The 18,210-nt window shown below is 68.4% G+C and carries 14 protein-coding genes; 7 read left to right on the top strand and 7 right to left on the bottom strand.

Going from position 1 to position 18,210, the window contains the following annotated elements; all coding sequences use genetic code 11:
• The first annotated feature begins 40 nt into the window (after positions 1-40).
• From OG741_RS01475 to OG741_RS01445, 7 genes are all read left to right on the top strand, one after another.
• Positions 41-2,203, top strand: coding sequence for a hypothetical protein (locus OG741_RS01475; protein WP_405594274.1), 2,163 nt, complete (start codon positions 41-43; stop codon positions 2,201-2,203).
• Positions 2,203-2,916, top strand: coding sequence for a helix-turn-helix domain containing protein (locus OG741_RS01470; RefSeq protein WP_405605339.1), 714 nt, complete (start codon positions 2,203-2,205; stop codon positions 2,914-2,916). Before OG741_RS01475 ends, OG741_RS01470 begins: the two co-directional genes overlap by 1 nt.
• Positions 2,917-3,669: 753 nt before the next feature.
• Complete coding sequence (locus OG741_RS01465) at positions 3,670-4,641, top strand: Gfo/Idh/MocA family protein (RefSeq protein WP_405594272.1); 972 nt, start codon at positions 3,670-3,672, stop codon at positions 4,639-4,641.
• Positions 4,638-5,621, top strand: a complete 984-nt coding sequence (locus OG741_RS01460; RefSeq protein ID WP_405594270.1) for a Gfo/Idh/MocA family protein — start codon at positions 4,638-4,640, stop codon at positions 5,619-5,621. The genes OG741_RS01465 and OG741_RS01460 overlap by 4 nt, the downstream gene beginning before the upstream one ends.
• Before the next feature lie 50 nt (positions 5,622-5,671).
• A complete protein-coding gene (locus OG741_RS01455) occupies positions 5,672-6,649 on the top strand; it encodes an ABC transporter permease (protein WP_405594268.1) in 978 nt (325 codons plus the stop codon).
• Between the two features lie 108 nt (positions 6,650-6,757).
• On the top strand, positions 6,758-7,762 hold the full coding sequence (locus tag OG741_RS01450; protein WP_405594266.1) for a sugar ABC transporter substrate-binding protein: 1,005 nt from the start codon (positions 6,758-6,760) through the stop codon (positions 7,760-7,762).
• Positions 7,763-7,908: 146 nt separating this feature from the next.
• Positions 7,909-9,435 (top strand): sugar ABC transporter ATP-binding protein, encoded by a 1,527-nt coding sequence (locus OG741_RS01445; RefSeq protein ID WP_405594264.1) that lies wholly within the window; start codon positions 7,909-7,911, stop codon positions 9,433-9,435.
• 710 nt (positions 9,436-10,145) lie between these two features.
• Here the strand turns inward: OG741_RS01445 and OG741_RS01440 are convergent.
• The 7 genes from OG741_RS01440 to OG741_RS01410 all read right to left on the bottom strand — a co-directional run bounded on the left by OG741_RS01440 (position 10,146) and on the right by OG741_RS01410 (position 17,951).
• Entirely contained in the window at positions 10,146-13,133 is a 2,988-nt protein-coding gene (locus OG741_RS01440) for an esterase-like activity of phytase family protein (protein WP_405594262.1), read from the bottom strand.
• A gap of 346 nt (positions 13,134-13,479) precedes the next feature.
• Positions 13,480-14,571, bottom strand: coding sequence for a Gfo/Idh/MocA family protein (locus tag OG741_RS01435; RefSeq protein ID WP_405594260.1), 1,092 nt, complete (start codon positions 14,569-14,571; stop codon positions 13,480-13,482).
• Positions 14,571-15,590, bottom strand: coding sequence for a Gfo/Idh/MocA family protein (locus OG741_RS01430; RefSeq protein WP_405594258.1), 1,020 nt, complete (start codon positions 15,588-15,590; stop codon positions 14,571-14,573). The genes OG741_RS01435 and OG741_RS01430 overlap by 1 nt, the downstream gene beginning before the upstream one ends.
• The gene (locus tag OG741_RS01425; RefSeq protein WP_405594255.1) at positions 15,587-16,330 is read right to left on the bottom strand and encodes an HAD family hydrolase; all 744 of its coding nucleotides are present in this window, start codon (positions 16,328-16,330) and stop codon (positions 15,587-15,589) included. Before OG741_RS01425 ends, OG741_RS01430 begins: the two co-directional genes overlap by 4 nt.
• Complete coding sequence (locus OG741_RS01420; RefSeq protein ID WP_405594253.1) at positions 16,327-16,791, bottom strand: PTS glucose transporter subunit IIA; 465 nt, start codon at positions 16,789-16,791, stop codon at positions 16,327-16,329. The genes OG741_RS01425 and OG741_RS01420 overlap by 4 nt, the downstream gene beginning before the upstream one ends.
• A complete protein-coding gene (locus OG741_RS01415; RefSeq protein WP_405605337.1) occupies positions 16,788-17,033 on the bottom strand; it encodes a glucose PTS transporter subunit EIIB in 246 nt (81 codons plus the stop codon). Before OG741_RS01415 ends, OG741_RS01420 begins: the two co-directional genes overlap by 4 nt.
• Before the next feature lie 189 nt (positions 17,034-17,222).
• Entirely contained in the window at positions 17,223-17,951 is a 729-nt protein-coding gene (locus tag OG741_RS01410; RefSeq protein ID WP_405594251.1) for a GntR family transcriptional regulator, read from the bottom strand.
• Positions 17,952-18,210 lie beyond the last annotated feature (259 nt).

Here is an 18,210-nt window from a genome sequence, read left to right as displayed (position 1 = left end):
CCACCTGCACCTGCCTGAACCCAACGCCGGAGAGACCGTGATGGACGCCCAGACCTACACCACCGCTCTCGCCGAGCTGCGCACCCTGCGCGACGAGGTCAAGAAGGCACAAGCCGCGCTTGCCAGGCTCGAGACGCAGCGGGACAAGCAGATCTTCGCCCTGGCCGGCTACGAGAAGGCCAAGGCCGAACGCATCGCGCCCGCGGCCGGGCTCAGCCTCGCCGACATCGTCCGCATCGCTCCCCACCTCGCCCCGCAACCGCTCACCACCAGCTCCGGTCCGCCAGGTACCACTGTGCCTGCGCCGGTCAGTGACAACCCCGCAGTCACCGACGTGCCCGCCCCAACTGCCGAGCCCGCCGCGGCCGTCACGACACCGGGCGCGCTCGCCCCGTCCCTCAACACGAGCTCCTCCGCACCGCAGCCCTCCACGAAGCCTGTGCCGGAGCCCGCACCACCGGCCCACCCCATGTCGGCACCGGATGCCCTGACGGCGCAAGCGCAAGAGCCACGCACCCTGCCGTCGATCCCCGAAGGCCCGGAGGGGGATCGGTGGTTCGCGCACACGCCGAACCTGGCCTCCACCCATCCCAACTTCACTCAGCAGGCCCGCTCCACCGTCTTTCTCGACACACAGACTGGTGTGCTGGTCCACCGGGACCAGACGATCCGGCTCGACCTGCACGCGGTCACCGCCGCAGCAATCCTGGAAGCCGTCTTCAACGTCATCCCCGACGGCCTGGAGCGGATCTACATCACCGCAGGCGATCCCTGGCACGCCCAGGCCGACCGGCACCCCTTCCTCCGGGACGCGGTCGCCGCCTGGCTCAACGCACCCATCCCGGGCTGGCGTACCGACACGGGGCGCGGCAAGGACCGGATGGCCGGCCACTTCGTCCACGCCCGCAACCCCGTCGGCCGCTACCAGCGCGAAAACGGCGAGGCGCATGTCGAGATCCGGTCGGTGGGGGAGTGGTTCGACGCCGCGGGCGCGTCCCCGGCGATTGTGAGGGACGCGTTCGTTCTGCTGTGGAAGGCGCTGCGCGCCCACTGGCCCGACGCCGTCCTGATGGGCTCACCCTCCCAGACCGGCCGTGATCTGTGGACCCGCACCATCCCCACCAAGGGCCAGTGGGCGGACGGCTACCCGGTCCTCTCGGAGGAACTGCGCGGTCTGCTGCACGCCACCGCGGGACAAGGTCGCACCGAACTGATCACTCCGCCAGACGTTCCCGAACAGCTCCCGGGCCTGGTCGAGTACGACCGCACCTTCGCCTACGCCAAGCACACCTGGAAGTCCGGCGTCGGCACCCCTGAGCGGGTCACCGCCCGCCGCTTCGCCTCCTGGAGCGAGAAGGAACAGACCAAGGCCCTGTTCGGCTGCGGCCACTGGCACGTCCGCGTCACCGTCCCCGACACCTGGAACCACGTCGGCATCCTCCCCGCCCCGGCCCCGGGTGAACGAGCCTGGCACTACCCCCGCACCCTCGGCACGACCTTCACCACCTGGGCCGGTGGCCCCGAAATCCACACCGCGCTGGCCAACCCCATCCAGCCGTGGAAGATCGAAATCCTCGACGGCCTGCTGTGGACCGACGGCAAACCGCTGGACGACTGGTCCAGGAAGCTCAAGGAAGCCTGGAGCAGCCTCGCCGCCCAGGCCGAACTCCACGGCGATGCCGACCAGCGCACCGCCGCCCACCTCGCCTCCCGCGCGGTACGCGCCCTGCTCCTGTACGGCATCGGCTCCTTCGCCCAACGCCCCCGCATGGTCACCGGCACCACCCCCCGCACCGCCGAACGCGACGTCCCGCCCGACGCCGAAATCATCGGCTTCGACAACGACACCATCACCTGGCAGCGCCCCACCGGCTTCACCCGCGACCCCAACGCCCACCCCGAATGGGCCGCCAGCATCTGGTCCGGCGCCCGCGCCGCCCTCCTCTCCCAGCGCATGCGCGAGGACAACACCCACGTCGGCGCCCTGCACGCCCCGCCCGGCACCGTCGTCGCCTTCCGTACCGACGCCGTCTACCTCACCCAGCCCCAGAATTGGCCCTACCACGGACAGCCCGGCGACTACCTCCGCAAAGGCCAGCTCACCGGCCCGGTGCCCGCACCCACCACCGAAGACGAACTCCTCGCCCTGCGCGACAGAGGCCGCGCCGCCCTCCAGGCCGCCCACACCACCGGGCGGGCATGATGACGCCCCGTAACCGCCGCCCCGCAACACGCCAGTTGAACGAGGCCGCACGCCTCGCCGACCAACTCCAGGCCGCAGGCCTCACCAAGCGGGACATCGCGCACATCATCAACCGCGACCCCTCCCTCGTCTCCCAGTTCTACACACGAAACAAAGGCGCCGCCTTCGTCCCCGCCCTCACCCACGTCCTCGCTGCCGTCCAGACCGCCGGCATCACCGACCCAAGCGAACTCGCCACCATCGCCGCCCCCCGCATCACCCGCCGCACCACCGCTTCCGGCGCCCGTGCACGGGTCCGCACCAAAGCCGTCCTCATCACCCCCACCGGCACCGGCACCGGCCGCGCAGGCGCCCAAGCCATCGCCTCAGGCTCCGCCCGCCTGCGCCCCCTCATCGCCGAAGCAGCCCGCCAAGGCCTGCGATTGGCGTTCACCGTCCGCATGCCGAAGACCGGCTACATCCTCGGCTCAGGCAGCCGCACCGACTCACCCGGCATCCGCCGCGACGTCATCCAGCGCGCCGACCACACCGAAGAACGCTCCTATGGCTCCGCCCCGACTGGCGGATTCGACGCCGCAGACTTCGCCCGCCGCGTCGACGCAGCCGCCGGCGACGTCACCGCAGCCGTCCAACAGTGGCTCGTTGAGACAGGCCGCATCCACGTAGGCGCCCACATCACCCACCTCGAAATCCGCACCTGGCGTCCTCGCTGAAGGGCGTTCGCCAGCACCCCTTTGCTGTCGCGGCGGGAAGTGAAGAGGCGCTGAACGAGCTGCGGTCTGGCCTGCAACGACGGCGCAGCAGAAAAGAATGGCGGTGCCAGCTCTAACCGGCCGGATCGAAGCCACCCGCCTTGGGCCCGTTGGGCAGCGGAGGTACCGGGCGGCGCCATCGGGCTGTTGGCGCCGAGGTAATCGGTCAGGGCAGCGATGTCATCGCTGCACGCGGGCTCGTTCAGATCGTCGGTCAGCGAGGGCGACGCGCTGGCGAGTCGTGATAGGTGGTCGACGGCATTCCCGGCACGAGCCTGACGGAGGTGGCGAACGCCGCGCACCGGGCAACGGCGACAGCCAGCGCCCGTACTCGCGGTACTCGGCCACCCTCGCTGCGGCCGATGCGGCGTCGGCCGACCCAGGGCGCACAGCTCCAGCCCCCTGTAGTGCCTGCGCTCCGCGGAGCTCGGCACCGTCACTGTGGGCTTATGCCCCGATTCGCCCCGTTTTCGAGGGTCCTCTGACGTGACGTGATGGGCTCGGCGCTGTTTGTTTTTTTCTCTTGGCCAGGCGGTTGACATCCTCTGGCCCTTGACTCATGCTCTCTCTCAACTGGTCATGACCAGACACTACCAGCGAGAAACCGGCCGGTCTATGCCGCTCGCTGCGACGCGGTGGGGCCGTGCCGCAACGGCTCGCTACTCAAAGCCGCTGAGCAGCCCCGAAGGTCTGAGAAAGGCACGAGTGTTGGACATGCGAATAGGTCTCATCGGCGCAGGCGCTCTGGGCGCCCTCCACGCGGTGAACCTTTCGGAGGTGCCGGACTGCCGATTGATGGCGGTCGCTTCGGAGCAGGTCTCGCCCGCCGCTCTGGAAGCCATCCGCTCCGCAGGTGCCGACACGGTGGGCGTTGAGGAAGTCCTCGACCCGGAGCGTGTCGACGCGGTCATCATCGCGACGCCGACGGACACGCACGCCTACTACGCGCTTCTCGCGATCGAAGCCGGGCTGCCGGTGTTCGTCGAGAAGCCGCTTGCGAGGACGCCTGCCGAGGCGCGCCTGGTCCGTGACCGTGCCGCCACCCAGGGTGTGAAGCTGGCCGTAGGTCACGTCGTGCGCTACTTCCCCGAGTACGCCGCGGCTAGCGACCTGGTCCGGTATGGCGAGCTCGGCTCCCCGTCCGTGGCCCGCCTGGCCCGGTGGAACACGGCTCCGGCAGGTGTCGGCAAGTGGTACGGCGACGTGGCCAGGAGCGGCGGTCTCCTGCTCGACATGGCGATCCACGACGTCGACTGGTGCCTGTGGACCTTCGGTCCGGCTGCCCGTGTGTACGCGGTATCAGCAGGCGGCCCGGACGGCCCCGTCATGGCTCTGACCATCCGTCATGCCGCTGGCACCATCTCGTACATCGACGCGAGCTGGCGGGGGGAATCCTTCACCGCCCGCCTCGAGGTGGCCGGCACGCAAGGCATCTACCGCGCGGACGGTTCCGGAAGCGCAGGATTCGCGTCCACACGCGGCAATGCGCCGACCTATCTCCCCCCGGCGTCGGCGAGCGAGGACCCCTATGTGATGGAGCTGCGGGCGGCGATCGACTGGTTCCGCGGTGGGCCGCCGCCGCGCGCCACCGCCGCCGACGCGTGCGACACCGTCGAGGTCATCGAGGCTGCCCAGCGCAGCATCGACACCGGTCGCCCCATCGCCCTGGAAAGTGCCCTGGCGTGATCAAGATCGGTTTCCTCGGCTGCGCCCATGTGCATGCTGCCACCTACTGCGAAGAGCTGCGCCTTTCGCAGCAGGGACGCTCCGTCGTTGTCTTCGACCCCGACCGTGCCCGCGCGGACGCCTTTGCCGCCGACCACGATCTGGCTGTCGCCCCGACCCCCGCGGACCTGTGCGCCATGGTCTCGGCGGCCATCATCACCGGCGAGGACGTGGCCTACCCCGCATACGTGACCGCGGCCATCACCGCCGGTGTTCCCGTGCTCTGTGGGAAGGCCCTCGGTACTTCGGCCGAGGCCGCCAAGGCCATCTTGAGTTCGGGTGCCTGGCTTTCGATGGCTTTTCCGGTGCGATACGCCCAGCCCGTGCGGCAGGCGAAGGCGGTGATCGAGAACGGATCGCTCGGCGCATTCGTCGCCATGAGCGGAACCAATCACGCGGCCGTCCACGGTGGATTCTTCGGCACCCGCAGCGAGTTGGGCGGCGGCGCCCTCATCGACCACGTGGTCCATCTGGCCGACGCTCTGCGCTGGCTGACCGGGTGTGAGTACCGGACCGTCTATGCGGAGGCCGGCAGATTCAGCCGGGTCGGTCACGTGGAGGACGCGGGGCAGGTCGTCGTCACGACCACCGGCGGCGCCTGGGCGAGCATCTGCCCGAGCTGGTCACGTCCGGCCGGTATGCACGGGGCCAACGACCCGGTGATGACCCTGTGGTTCGAGAACGGCCGGCTCTCGATCGACGCCTTCGCACGCTATGGCTCGCTCGTCGACGAGGACGGCGCCGTCACGCACGTGCGGTACGGCCGAAGCATGGACGCAGAGCTTCTTGACGACTGGCTCACCGCGATCCGGCTCGGCTCGGCACCACCCGTCCCGATGGACGACGGCTGGAAGGCCACCCAGGTCGCGCTCGCCGCCCAGACATCAGCTCGGTACGGAACAGTCGTCGACATTACGGACCAGGAGGACGGGTCGGAATGAAGAGCAGTGCAAAGAGAAGTGGTCTCCTGAGGCGCTTTGGTCTCTGGCTGGTGTTCGCACTCGTCACGAGCGTCCTGATGGCCGTATCCCCGACGTTCCGCTCCTCGGTCAACCTGGAAAACATCCTGGAGCAGAACGCCATCATCGGCATCGTCGCCTGCGGCATGGCCGTCATGATGATCTCCGGCGGCTTTGACCTCTCCGTCGGAGCCGTCGGAGCCACCACATCGGTCGTCGGGGCAGTCGTCGCCAGCCGCGGCAATGGAGCCATCGTGACCATCGGCGCCGGCCTCGCCGCAGGCATTGCGGTCGGTGTCGCCAACGGCATGCTGATCGCGAAGGTCCGTATCAACGCCTTCGTCGCCACCTTCGCCATGGCCAGTATCGTCTCCGGCCTGCTGTTCGTCGCCACCGGCGCAGAGTCCAAGCAGGGAGTGACACCCCTGCTGGAGACCGCTGCCAACGCACGGGTCGCCGGCATCCCGGTGATCTTCGCCGTCTTCATGTGCTGCCTGCTTGCTGTGTGGTTCCTACTGACCCGCACCAAGTACGGGCACTACATCTACAGCGTCGGCGGCAACGCCGAGGCCAGCCACCTGTCGGGCGTCCCCGTTCAGCGCGTGCAGATTTTCGCCTTCGCCATGGGCGGCCTGATGGCTGCAGGCGCCGGCCTGCTGCTTCTCGGCCAGACGATGGTCGGGCAGCCCTCGGCCGCGGCCGACTGGCCCCTGGAAGCCATCGCCATCTGCGTGGTGGGCGGCATCGCCTTGACCGGTGGCGTCGGGCGCATCGAGGACGTCCTCGCTGCGACCCTCCTCCTCGGCGTCATCTCCAACGGGCTCAACCAGCTCAACGTCTCGCCCTACTGGAAGCCCACCGTCACCGGACTGGTGATCCTCATGGCAGTCGTCATCGACCGCTACAGCCGGCTCCACAACGGCGCCGGGCGCGGCAGCAGGAACTCCCCGACCTCTGCTGCGCCCGGCGCGCCCACCACCACCCCACTGACCCCGTCGGCCTCGACCTGATCGCCGACTGGTACGTCCCTGCGCGGCGCACGCGCTGAGGACACGCACAAATCCGCACCCAACCAAGTCCTCCGCGGACTTCCGCACAACACGCCCCAAGGGAGCACCATGTCCGCATCCATCCCAGCCCGCCGCACCTTCAGACGTTGCCTGGCCGCTGCGACCGCCATCGTGTCGCTGACCGTGCTCACGGCCGCCTGCGGCGACACCGACAGCAGTAGCACCGCCGCCGGTGGCAAGGGCAAGACCTTCACCATCGGTCTTGCCAACGCCGATACCACGATCCCCTTCCTCGCCTCCATGAACTCCGCCTTCGAGGCCGAGGCGAAGCGGCTCGGCATGAAGACCGTCACCCTCAACGGCGGCCTTGACAACGCCAAGCAGGCCGCCAATGTGCAGACTCTGGCGGCCCGCCATGTGGACCTGATCCTGGTGTGTTCCTCCAGCCCGACCGCCGTCCTCCCCGCCATCAAGCAGGCCAACCGCGCCGGCATCCCGGTGATGGCGCTCAACGCTCAGCTCAGCCCCGGCGCCGACCTGGTGACCTACATCGGGGCCTCGGACCGCCAGTTTGGACAAGGTGAGGGCAAGCTCATCGTCCAGGCGCTTCCCAAGGGCGGGAAGATCGCAATCACGCTCGGAACGCTCGGCTCCACTCCGCAGGTCGAGCGACTCAAGGGCATCAAGGACGTCCTCAAGAATCACCCCAACATCAAGATCGTCGCCACGCCCGTCGACAACTTCAAGAACAGCGAAAACCTGTCCGTGACCCAGGACCTCCTCTCGAGGTACCCCAAGGGGAAGCTGGACGCGATCGTCGCCCAAGGCCCCCAGATGTACGTAGGCGCCCAGTACGCACGCAAGATCGGACGCAACGAGATCCGCTTCATCGCCGGCGACTACTCCAAGCAGGTTGAGGCCGCCATCAAGTCCGGCGACCTTTACGGCACCGTCAACCAGAGCCCCGTCCTGGAAGGCAAGCTCGGCGCCCAGTACGCCAATTACTGGCTGACCGGCCAGAAGGACAAGGTCAAGCAGCCCACCTACTACATCCCGCTGCCACTGATCACCAAGGACAACGTGGATACCAACCCCGCTGAGTGGAGCGGCTGACCTGATTGCCCTGCGCGCCTGACACCACGTACCGCTGGCGCGCAGGGCGGGCCGCCCTCCACTACCGGCCAACCGGGCCGATCGCCCGCCCCCGGTATCTCCGCCACTTCAGACGTCCCGACGCATATACAGAGGAATGAGTGTCCATGCCCAGCGACATCAGGCTCCAGCTCTCGGGCGTATCCAAACGGTTCGGTCCGGTCATGGTGCTCGATCACGTCGACTTCCAGGTGCGCGCCGGACAAGTCCACGGACTCATCGGACAGAACGGTGCGGGCAAGTCGACCCTGGTCAAGACACTGGCTGGTCTGTACCCGGACCACGGCGGTGTTATCACTGTCGACGGCAAGCGCGCGACGGTCGGCAGCCCACGCCAGTCCAGGGCGGAGGGAATCGCCGTCATCCACCAGGAGTTCAGCCTGGTGTCCGAGATGACCATCGCCGACAACCTCCTCCTCGGACAGGAGCCCGGACGGTGGCGCTACAGCCGACGTGCAGTCCACAACCGGGCCGAGGCCCTGGTCGAGCAAGTCGGCATCGAGATCGGCGAGAGCCTCGATGCGAGCGTCGGCACACTCAGCCCGGCCATCCGGCAACGCATCGAGATCGTGAAAGCCCTCGCGGACGATGTGAAGGTACTCGTCATGGACGAGCCGACCGCCCGCCTGTCCGAGGCCGAACGGCAGTCCCTCTTCCGCGTCGTACGGGAACTGGCCGACCGCGGCGTGGGGCTGGTGTTCATCTCCCACTTCCTCGAGGAGGTCCGGGAGGCGACCGACTGGCTCACCGTGATGCGCAACGGCAAGGCCATTGCGTCGGAGCCCACAAAGTCGTTGTCGGTGGTCCAGATGGCCGAGCTGATGCTGGGGGAGAAGTTCAAACAGACCTTGGACGAAGAAGTCGCCTCCCACCACGCCGACGATCAGCAGCCGGTCCTCCTGGAAGCGGATTCGGTCAGCTGCGGACCCCGCCTCCGCGACGTCACCATCAGCCTGCGCGCGGGCGAGATCATGGGCGTGGCCGGTCTCGTCGGCTCCGGCCGGACCAGGCTCTGCAGAGTGCTCAGCGGTGCCGAGAAGCCCACGAGCGGTCGCCTTCGCCTCCGTGGCAACCAGGTGACCTTCACAACCCCGCGCCGGGCCATCGCCCATGGCGTGGCACTCATACCGGAGGACCGCAAACACCAAGGACTGAGCCTCTCCGCACCACTGACGTGGAACCTGTGCCTCATGGCCATGCACCGCCGACTGGGCCACTGGGGGGTCGTACCACGCCGTGCGGTCCGGCGCCTGAGTACCCGTCTCGTCGAGGACCTGGAAATCTCTCCGGCCGATATCGACGCCAACGCCGCGACACTCAGCGGCGGCAACCAGCAGAAGGTCGTCCTCGGCAAGACGTTCGCCGCCGATCCCGACGTGCTCGTCATCGACCAGCCCACCGCCGGCGTCGACATCGGCACAAAAGCACAGATCCACCGTCTGCTGCGCGAGCGCGCCGACGCCGGCGCCGCCGTCCTCGTCGTCTCGGACGACTTGGAAGAGCTGTACGCGCTCGGCGACCGCTTCCACGTCCTACGGCAAGGCCGAACCGTCTGGCAGGGCACCTCGGCCGACGTCACCCACGAGCAACTTGTGCAGCTCATCTCCTCAGGTTCGTCGCAGCAAAGCGCCTGACCAACTCGTCGCCCCGCGGCAACGAGCTGTGGACCGGTGACGCCCTGCACGGTCCGAAGATCGGCGGCCGGAAGACGTACTTGTTTGCCTTCATCGACGACCACTCCCGGGCGATCGTCGGGCTCCGGTTCGGGTTGGTCGAGGACAGGCCTGTGCGTCCCTGGCGATCCGGCTCACCCACTCCAAGCCCGGACGCCCACAGGGCCGAGGGAATATCGACCGCTTCCTCCGCACCGAGCGCGATCAGTTCCTGACAAGGCCAAGGCCGAACACAGCCAGGCCGGCTGACCAGGCACCACACAGGAGGAGGCGCCCGACAGCCAGCCCGGCCACAGACCCCCGCGACCGGGCGTGAGCGTCGGGCCCTTCGTGTACGTCACCCGTTCCGGGACGACATCCCCACACGGCCGGCCGACGGCCCCTTTCCGCACGGTCGACTGAAGTACTTCGCTTGTCCGGCGATCTCTTTGTCGGAACCGCCGCCGTCCGGGGACGCCTCCCCGGCCTGCCCGACCCGGCCCCAGGCCGCCACTCGCGGCCGGCTCCGCACAGCCGGACCTGGCAGACGTCGAGCGGCATCCCGGGTATCTATCGTCGAAGTAACCGCCTTGGGCGGCCTGGCGTATTGCCGGGCCGCCCAACGGTTGACGGTGCGCAGAGGCTCCACCCCCGATCCACGGGTGTGGAGCCTCTTTGCCGAACAGCTGACCTTAGGGGAGTTCGGTCACCCGCTCGGTGCCGGGTGGGGCGACTGGGCCGTTGTCGTTGAGGTAGTCGGTCAGGGCGGCGATGTCGTCCCCGCCGCCGACCGGGTCGGTGCCCTTCGCGAAGGTGGTGAAGCCGTCGCCCCCCGCCGCGAGGAAGGTGTTGGCGGTCACCCGGTAGGCGGCATCGGGCTTCAGCGTTTCGCCGTTGAGCTTTATTGACGCCGGGTCGATGCGGTCGCCAACGGGGGCGCTGCTGGAGTAGGAGTACGTCAGGCCCTTGGAGACGCCCAGGATGAGGGTGGGCGCCCGGGTGCCGGAGTCGTTGAACTGCTCCTCCAGGATCTTCTCGATCTGTGCTCCCGTCAGGTCCACGGAGACCAGGGATCCGGCGAAGGGCTGCACGGCGAAGGCCTCGGCGTACGTGATCTCACCCGGCGCCGCACCGTCCGTCGACGAGGAGTACACCAGGTCCGCCCGGACACCGCCCGGGTTCATCAGGGCGATCTGGGCGCCGCCCTTCTCCGGTGCAGAGGTCGCCGCGAGCTGTGCGTCAGCGACCAGGTTCGCCAGGTCGGACTCGACGTCGCGGGTCTCGGAGCGGGTGATGTCGGTGGTGACCTTGCCTACGATCCGGTTGGCCAGCGGCGCCGACAGCGCCTTCCACTTGTCGATGACCGCTGTCTGGTCGGCGTCCTTGGTGCCGGTACGGGTGACGAGGTGGTTCATCGCGGCGACCTGGTCGCGGACGACGTCCCCGGTGCGGCGGTCGACGGGCAGCCGGGTCTCGGTGACCACGCGGCCGAAGGACGAGGCCGACGTGACCATGCGCGGCTTGCCGGCCGGGTCGGGCAGCGAGCAGACGTACGGCTGGTGGGTGTGGCCGGTGACCACGGCGTCGATCGCCGGGTCCAGGTGCTTGGCGATGTCGACGATCGGCCCGGAGATCCCGTCGCACTGGCCGTAGCTGCCGGCCTGGACGCCGCCCTCGTGCAGCAGGACGACGATCGCCTCGACGCCGCGCTTTTGCAGTGCGCGGGCCGAGGCGTTGGCGGTCTTGACCTCGTCCAGGAAGCGCACGGACCTGATTCCGGACTGGCCGGTGACCTCGGGGGTGCCCTCCAGGGTCATGCCGATGAAGCCGACCTTCGCCCCGTCCACCTTCTTGACCCAGGTGGGCGCCAGGAGGGGCTTGCCGGAGGAGCGGTCGACGACGTTGGCGGCCAGCCAGGGGAACTGCGCGCCGTCGTACGGCTCGCCCTTGATGTAGCAGCCGTCCTTCGGGTGGCAGCCGCCGTTCTGCATGCGCAGCAGTTCGTCGGTGCCTTCGTCGAACTCGTGGTTGCCGACGCTGGTGACGTCCAGGTGGAGCTTCTCCATGGACTCGACGGTCGGTTCGTCGTGGAAGAGGCCGGAGAGGAACGGGCTGGCGCCGATGATGTCGCCGGCGGCGACCGTCAGCGAGACGTCGGTGCCCTCCCGGAGCTGGCCCAGCTTGGCCGCGAGGTATTCCGCGCCGCCGACCGTCGTGGACTTCGGGTCCAGCGTGGAGCCGAGGTTGGCGTCGCGTCCGGTGGGCGGTTCCAGGTTGCCGTGGAAGTCGTTGAAGGACAGCAGTTGCACGTCGACGACGGACGAGGGCTTCGGGGCGGTCGGGAAGTCGTGGGTGTACGACGTCCAGAGCTTGATGTCCTTGCCGTCCGTACGGCCGTTGCGGTCCAGGTCACCGGCTGGGCCGGCCTTCTTGACGGCGGCCAGGTCCCTGCCGTTGACCGTGCCGTCGCCGTTGACATCCGGAGTGTGGGCCGCGAGGAGCCCCGGGCGGACGGACAGTAGGTGGAACTTGGTGACGCTGCCGTTGAAGCCGAAGTTGTCGTCGGCGACCAGGACGAGGGAGCCGGAGCCGTCGGGCAGGACCGGGCCCCAGGTGATGCCCTCGACGTTGTCGGCGCTGGTGCCGGTGGTGGTGAAGTCGTACAGCAGTTTCTTCGGCATCGGCCTCTCGGAGCCGGACAGCTTCTCCTTGCCGCCGACGTCGGTGGCGCCGATGGTGCTGGTCCAGTATAGGCGGATGGAGAAGCCGACGCCGGAGGCGAAGGAGCGCTCGACGGTGATGTAGTCGGTCTCGTTGATCGCGAGGATCTCGGAGACTCCCCGGTCCGCGGAGTAGGTGCCGACGGGGGCGGGCAGCGGGGCGGTGGGCGCGTCGGAGATCGGGTCGGCCTCGTAGACGTGCTCGGCCTTTGCCGCACCGGTCCTGCGGTCCGTCACCAGCAGCCGGGAGGGGCTCTTCGCGGTCAGTCCGGCGGTGGGGCCGTCTTGGACGAGGGCGTTCTCGGTGATGGTGACGGCATTGCTGCCGTCCGGGGAGAGCGTGAGGCCTTCGAGGGCCTGGTTGTTGCGGACGCCCGCGGTGAGCGTGCCCGACGCGTTGCGGACCGGTGCGTACGCCTTGGGCAGCGGCAGTTCGCGCGCGTAGTCGCCGGAGGTGCTCGCCTCACGGACGAACGCGGGCTGACCGGAGGAGGAGGCGCCCTCGCTGGTCCACAGCAGGGCCGCTGCGCCGGGCGTCCAGCGGATCGCTTCGGGGTCGACCGCCTTGGTGGCGAAGGGTTCGCCGTTCGTGTCGTCGAGCACGGTCAGGGTGTCGAGGTCGGGCTTGTCGTGCGCGAACGCGTCGCCGTCCAGGGGCAGTCGCAGGGTGTAGAAGCGGGCCTTGCCGTTCTCCGAGCGGTCGTCGCTGAGGGCGACGTACTTGCCGGACTTCGTGTCGTAGTCGATGCCGGACAGACCGCCGAACGGCATGCCCAGCTCGCTGGTCCCGGCGGGCACGGTCAGGGTGTCGAGCAGCCGTATGCCGTGCTGCTCGACGGCGGCGCCTGCCCCGGGCTCCGCCGCGAACCCGTTGGCGAGGGTTGTTCCGGCGAGGAGCGCGGCCGCGGCGAGGCCGCTCAGGAGCGCGCGTCTGCGGCGCGTCCGGAGCCTGTGTTGCATGGTGTTGTCTTCCGTGGGTTGGTCGTGCAGGAGAGGTGGTCGTCGTGAGGGGTGCGGAACGTGCGCAGGCAAGGGTGAGCCGAGCCCTCGGCCGCGCGCCGGGAGGTGACGGTGCCGGTCGGGTGTCGGGTGGTGTTGCCGGGTGTGGGACGTCAGGACGTCAGAGCGAGGCGGCGACTGCTCTGGCGAGCCCCTTGCGCTTGCGGTGCCATGCATACAGGGCGAGCGCCACCAGTCCGTACGGGATCGTCGACACCAGCGAAGAGCATCGTCGTTGTGAAGACACGCGCCCTGGCCTCACTCATCCGGTGCTTGACGGCAGTAGGTAGAGGCTCATGGCCTCTACCTACTGCCTGCCGCACCGGTCTTCCCTGGGCGAAAGGGGAGTGTGGGAGCTCGAGTGGGGGAGGGGCCCGGCTGCGGCGGCCGTGACTACGGGCTGTCGGGTGTGTAGGGATTCGTAGGCGGCCAGGGCGGTTTGGAGAGTACGCAGTCCTGTCTCTCCGTCGGGGTGGGCTCGCTGGCCGGTGCGGGCGGCGGTGAGGAAGCTGTCGAGCATGGCGGCGTCGAGGTTGATGGCGCCGGGCTCCCAGCGGGTGGTGGCTTGGGCGGTGTCGTAGCCGTCGAGGAGTGGCGGGAAGGCGTCGAACTCGACGAGGGCGCGCTGCCCGACACATGCGAGGCTCAGGCCGCCCCAGTTGGGGTGGGAGGACGGGTGGCTCCAGCTGCAGTCGATAGTAGCCACGAGCCCGCGGGCGTAGGTGAGGGTGAGGAGGCCGGCGGACTCCACCTTCGGTTCGTCCGCTCCACCTCGTGTCAGGAGTGTGTTGGCGACGGCGTAGACCTGTGCGGGCTGCTCGCCGTCCAGGAGGACGTCCAGGAGATCCGCGATGTGCAGGGTGTGGTCCATGACTGCGCCGCCGCCCGCAAAGGTTGGATCGGCGAACCAGGGGGCGGTCAGGCCGGGGGGACGGGAATTGTTGACGCCGTGGACGCTGAGAAGGGGCCCGACGGAGCCGTCGGCGAGGGCGTGTCGCAGTGCTGTGAATGCCGGGTGGAAGCGAACCGGGTAGGCGGTCATGAGGCTGACCCCTGCCTGCTCACAGGCTTCGATCATGGCGCGTGCGTCGTGTTCGGTGGTGGCCAGTGGTTTCTCGCACAGGATGTGTGCGCCTGCGGCGGCGGCTTGTTCGACGAGCTGCCGGTGCCGAGTGTTCTCGCTCGTGACGATGACGGCCCTGGGGCATTCGGCGAAGGCCTCTTCATAGTCGGCCCTGTAGGTGACACCCAGTTCGTCGGCCAGGGCCTTGCCTCGCGTCGGGTCGCCGGGCGGGGCGTCGGGGTCGGTGGTGATGAGCTCGATGTCGCTACGGTCGCGCAGCAGCTCTATGTACGTTGCGGCGTGCACGTGGGCGAAGGACAGGATGGCGACCTTCATCAGTGGCTTCCCTCCATGAGTTTGCGCGAAGACGCGTCTTCGACCGCTACGGCCAGGCCGGTTGCTACGGACTGGCGGGCGGCTGCGGCGATTTGGACGGCTGCCACACCGTCCAATGCGGTGACCCTTGGGGCGGGGCCGCCCTGGAAGGCGGCTGCGAACTCGCGGATCTCGGCGGCGAACGGGTCTTCTCCGAAGTCACCGGTGGGCACGCCGTCGTCTTCGGCGTCGGCTCCGCCGACCAGGCGAAGAGAGGGGTGGGCGAGGGAGTCGTGGGTGAGGGTGCCGTTGGAGCCGGCGACGTGGAATGTGTAGCGGAACGGCGTGGCCGGCGGGCCCCATACGCCCAGGACCTGGGAGATCACGCCGGAGGCGTGGGTGAGGGTTGCGCTGCCCGTGGCCACGGCTTCCTCGGGCGTAGGGGCAGGGTGGTGGCCGCGCTGGGTGGCGTGGATGGTGACGACTTCCCCGAAGAGCCACCTGGCGATGTCCATGTCGTGGAGCATCTGGTCGGTCACGATGCCGCCGGAGAGCGCGGGGTCCGCGAACCAGGGGCTCCATGTCGGGTAGCGGCCGGTGCGGGTGAAGCGGGCGACCGCAACGCGGCCGAGCGCACCGGAGTTGATGGCGTCGTGGAGCCGGACGTAGGCGGGGAAGAACCGTACGACGTGTCCGGGGTACAGGTGCCGACCTGCCTTCGCTGCGGCGTGCGTCATCGCCAGTGCATCCGAGGGGGCGAGCGCCAGCGGTTTCTCGCACAGCACCTCCGCCCCTGCCGCGAAGGCGGCCAGAGCGATGTCGCGATGGGTGGCCGTGGGCGTGCAGATGTCAACGACCGTGGCCCACTCCAGCGCCTCTTCGAGGGTGGAGGCCTCGGTGATTCCGAACTCTGCAGCAAGACGGGCGGCCTGGCTGTCGGTCGAAAAGACGCGCACTCGTGCCCCGAGGGCGATCCAGGCCGGCAAATGGGTCCGCGCGATAAAGCCGGCACCGATCATCGCCACGTCGAGTCTCTTCATGCTTCGGCCTCCTGGTCGTTGCTTCCCCGGGCCACTGTTTTCGCGCCGATGGAGCTGCGTATGTGCTGTAGGTGTCGGGGGGTGAGATCGGGGACGGTCCAGCGCGCTCCGGCACGGGTGAGATCAGCTGCGGCGGTGGTGGTGGTGACGCCCACGATGTCCCGCACACCAGCAGCGACAAGCGCGTGGATCCCCGAGGGCGAATCCTCGAAGGCGAGGCATTGTTCAGGCCGCGCCCGCAGGGCTGCGCAAGCCCTCAGGTAGCCCTCCGGAGACGGCTTGCCGCTGGTGATTTCCTCGGAGGTGATGATCACGTCGATCAGGTCGCGCACGCCGAGGACGTCTTTGAGGAGGTGCTGGGCCCACTGGGCTCCGGCGCTGGTCACCACGGATATGGGGTACTTCACGCGCAGCTGTTGGATGAGAGTGGCGGCGCCCGGTACGACCTTCACGCTGTCTGCATGCTCCAGTGTGAAGGCGGTCATCGTGGCGAGGGCGGCTGCCGCGTCTGTCCCTGTCCAGGGTCCCGGTACGCCCGTAATGACGTCGCTGGGGCGTCGTCCCATGTAGTGCTGCTCGTAGTCGGCGTCGGTGATGGCCACGCCCCACGTATCGAAGAACGCTTGCCAGGCACGCCGGTGCACGTCCTCGCTGAACACCAGAGTGCCGTCCAGGTCCATGAGGACCGCCTCGCACGCCGGGTCGGACCTCGGTATCAGGCCGAAGCCGGCGGCCGTCACGATGCGGTCCAGCTGAACATGAGTGCTCCGGCCTGGATCAGCCCGGTGACGGCGGGCGGTTGCGCGGATCCGGGCTGGGAGTCGAGCACGACGACAGGGCATATCGCGGACAGGCCGTGTGCTCGAACCGCGACAGGATCAAAGGTGATCACGGCATGGCCGACCTCGACCTGCTCGCCTTCCGCCACACGCGTGCGGAAGCATTCTCCCTTCAGCCGCACCGTGTCGATGCCCACGTGCACCAGAACGCCTGTCCCGCTGCTGGTACGGATCACGAACGCGTGCGGATGCAGTTTGACGACAACGCCCGTGACAGGTGCCACGACCTCGACGGGCCCGGTGTCAGGAGAAGGTTCCACCGCCAGTCCCGAGCCCACCATCTGAGCTGCGAAGACCGGGTCGGGGACTTTGCCGAGCGCCGCGAGGGCCCCGGACAGGGGGGCGTAGACGGCGAGGCTCACAGCATCTCCTTGATGTCCTCAGCCAGGCAGTCGGCCTCCGCGCCGACGACGACCTGCACGACGCGGGCCGAGACGAGGACCCCGACGGCTCCTGCCCTCTTGAGGGCATTGACGTCGACGGCGTCCGCGTTGTTTACCTCGGTGCGGAGCCTGGTGATGCAGGCTTCGATGTCAGCGATGTTTTCCGCCCCGCCGAGCCCCTCGACGATCAGCCGCGCCTTGGACATGAGTTGCCCCTCCATATGGATCACCGTGTGGTGGATGCAGCGCAGCACAGCGCTCACCGTACTGGTAATAACCAGTCAGTGCCAGACGGTACCTCTCTGCGCGCCCCCGCGCAATACCGAAGAGGTGATGATCGTGTTCATGTCAAATCAGGGAGGAGGGTGAGGCGGCTGTGCTCACCTCGGGGAGTTCCCGAGGCTGCTGAATCACCGGTCGGCGAGTGTCATGTGTAGCTGGTACCGGTCGGCCCGGAACCATGAGTACGCATGCTCAATGGCTTGATCGCCGCTGTAGGCGATGCGGTCGAAGGTCATGACGGCAGCGCCCGTGCGGATGCCCAGCAGTGCGGCCGTTTCCGATGAGGCCGGCCCGGCCCCGACTGTCTGCTCCGCGCGGTCGATGGGATATCCGAAGCGTGTGGCCAAGGTTTCGTAGATCGAGACCGTGAAGTCCACGCTGTCCAGCTCTGGCAGGAGATCGGCGCTGTACCACGCGTCGTCGATGGAGATGGGCGTTCCGTCGGCAAGTCGGAGGCGGCGGACATGCCACGCCTGCTGCTTCTCGGTCATCTGAAGTACTGCGGCGGTGACAGGGGATGGGGCGTCCTGATCGATGGACAGAACGACGGTGCCCGGCTCCAGGCCGAGGCGGCGCATGTCCTCATGGAACGAGGCCAGGCGGAGTTCCGAGCGGTGCGCCCGCTCGGCCACGAAGGTTCCGCGCCCATGGACGCGGACGGCCAGGCCGTCGGCCACGAGCTGGCCGAGCGCTTCGCGTACCGTCACGCGGCTGACTCCATGGTCGAGGCACAGCTGACGCTCACTGGGCAGTGCGTCGCCCGGCGACAGCTGATTGGTGCACATGTCAACAAGGATCGCGCGGAGCTGCGCGTGCTTGGGCACCATGCCCTTGCCGACAATCTGCCGTGTAGTCACTGCGGCCCCACTTTCGGTCCAGGGGAGGTGTCAGCCTCCCCTACTGGTTATTACCAGTATGCATCACACGTCTACTTTACCGTTCAGCCGCCGGCGGTGGGGCGTGGTCAGGGCCGGGGCTGCACAAGCCTCGCCAGTGGTGCCATCGCTTTCTGCAATCTCGGCCGCCGTAAGCATTGACACCCGTCCGGCCGCAGGGCCATGCTACCGGCACTGGTCATGACCAGATGATACCGGTCACGTCCACTGTGCGTTTCAG

The sequence above is a fragment of the Streptomyces sp. NBC_01410 genome, from assembly GCF_045040195.1.
Classification (GTDB): domain Bacteria; phylum Actinomycetota; class Actinomycetes; order Streptomycetales; family Streptomycetaceae; genus Streptomyces.
This window is presented reverse-complemented; position numbering and strand designations above follow the sequence as displayed.